Annotated in this window: 1 protein-coding gene; it reads right to left on the reverse strand. The window is 72.9% G+C overall.

Annotated features, from left to right (window positions below; translation table 11 throughout):
- Nucleotides 1-141: 141 nt before the first annotated feature.
- Entirely contained in the window at nucleotides 142-1,152 is a 1,011-nt protein-coding gene (locus AOK16_RS21995) for a polyprenyl synthetase family protein (protein WP_055473909.1), read from the reverse strand.
- Nucleotides 1,153-1,306: the final 154 nt, after the last annotated feature.

Raw genomic sequence — 1,306 nt, forward strand, 5'->3', positions numbered from 1 at the left:
TGTGGGCAGCTGTTCCGCAGGGGCGGAACGCATGCCCACAACGAGGGCCGAACCGTGGATCGCAGACGCGCGGCACGCGCTGAGGTACCCCGCGCAGGGTGCCGGGCCGGCGCAGAGTGCCAGGCCACGCAGGGCGCGCCGTCAGCCCGCCCTGTGCACCACCGCGTCGCACAGCGCCTCCAGCGCCGCCTTCGCGGCACTCGTCGGCAGCGGGGCCAGCGTCGCGCGCGCATCCTGCGCGTAGCGGATGGTGTCGCGGCGGGCCTGTTCGAGGGCCGGGTGCGCCCGCAGGCGCCGCAGCGCCTCCGCGTGCCGCACGTCGTCGGCGAGGTCGCCGTCGAGCAGCGCGCACAGCTCGGCGTCCTCGGCCGCACCGCTCACGGCGGCCTGCGCCCGCAGCCGCAGGACCGGCAGTGTCGGGACGCCCTCGCGCAGGTCCGTGCCCGGCGTCTTCCCCGACTCGTGGCTGTCGCTGGCGATGTCCAGCACGTCGTCGGCGAGCTGGAACGCCGTACCGAGCCGCTCCCCGTACTGCGTCAGCACGTCCACCACGGTCTCGTCCGCCCCGGACATCATCGCCCCGAAGCGCCCGGAGACGGCGATCAGCGAGCCGGTCTTGCCCGCGATCACATCGAGGTAGTGGTCGACCGGGTCGCACCCCTCGCGCGGCCCCGCGGTCTCCAGGATCTGCCCGGTCACGAGCCGCTCGAACGCCTCGGCCTGAATGCGTACGGCCTCGGGGCCGAGGTCGGCCAGAATGTGCGAGGCACGGGCGAAGAGGAAGTCACCGGTCAGCACGGCAACCGAGTTGTCCCAGTTGGCGTTGGCGCTCGGCACCCCGCGCCGCACGTCCGCCTCGTCCATCACGTCGTCGTGGTACAGCGTCGCGAGGTGCGTCAGCTCCACCACGACGGCGGCCGGGACGACGCCCGGCGCCTGCGGGTCGCCGAACTGCGCCGCCAGCATCACCAGCAGGGGCCGGAACCGCTTGCCCCCGGCCCGTACGAGATGCCGCGCGGCCTCCGTGATGAACGGCACCTCGCTCTTGGTGGCCTCGTACAGGCCCTCTTCGACAGCCGCCAACCCGGCCTGGACATCGGCTTCCAGAGCCTGGTCCCGCACGCTCAGCCCAAACGGCCCGACGACGGTCACGAGGGGTTCTCCTGTCTGCGGACGACTCACTGCGGTGCACCGCGCGGTCCGCTGCGGACGTCTACGCGGATTGTCGATGTGTCGCTGTCACTGCTGTCACCATGGGAAGCGTATCCGGTCGCCTGTCGATCACCGTGGGCGCCCGCCCGGCCCC

The sequence above is a fragment of the Streptomyces pathocidini genome (assembly GCF_001418495.1).
GTDB classification, from domain to species: domain Bacteria; phylum Actinomycetota; class Actinomycetes; order Streptomycetales; family Streptomycetaceae; genus Streptomyces; species Streptomyces pathocidini.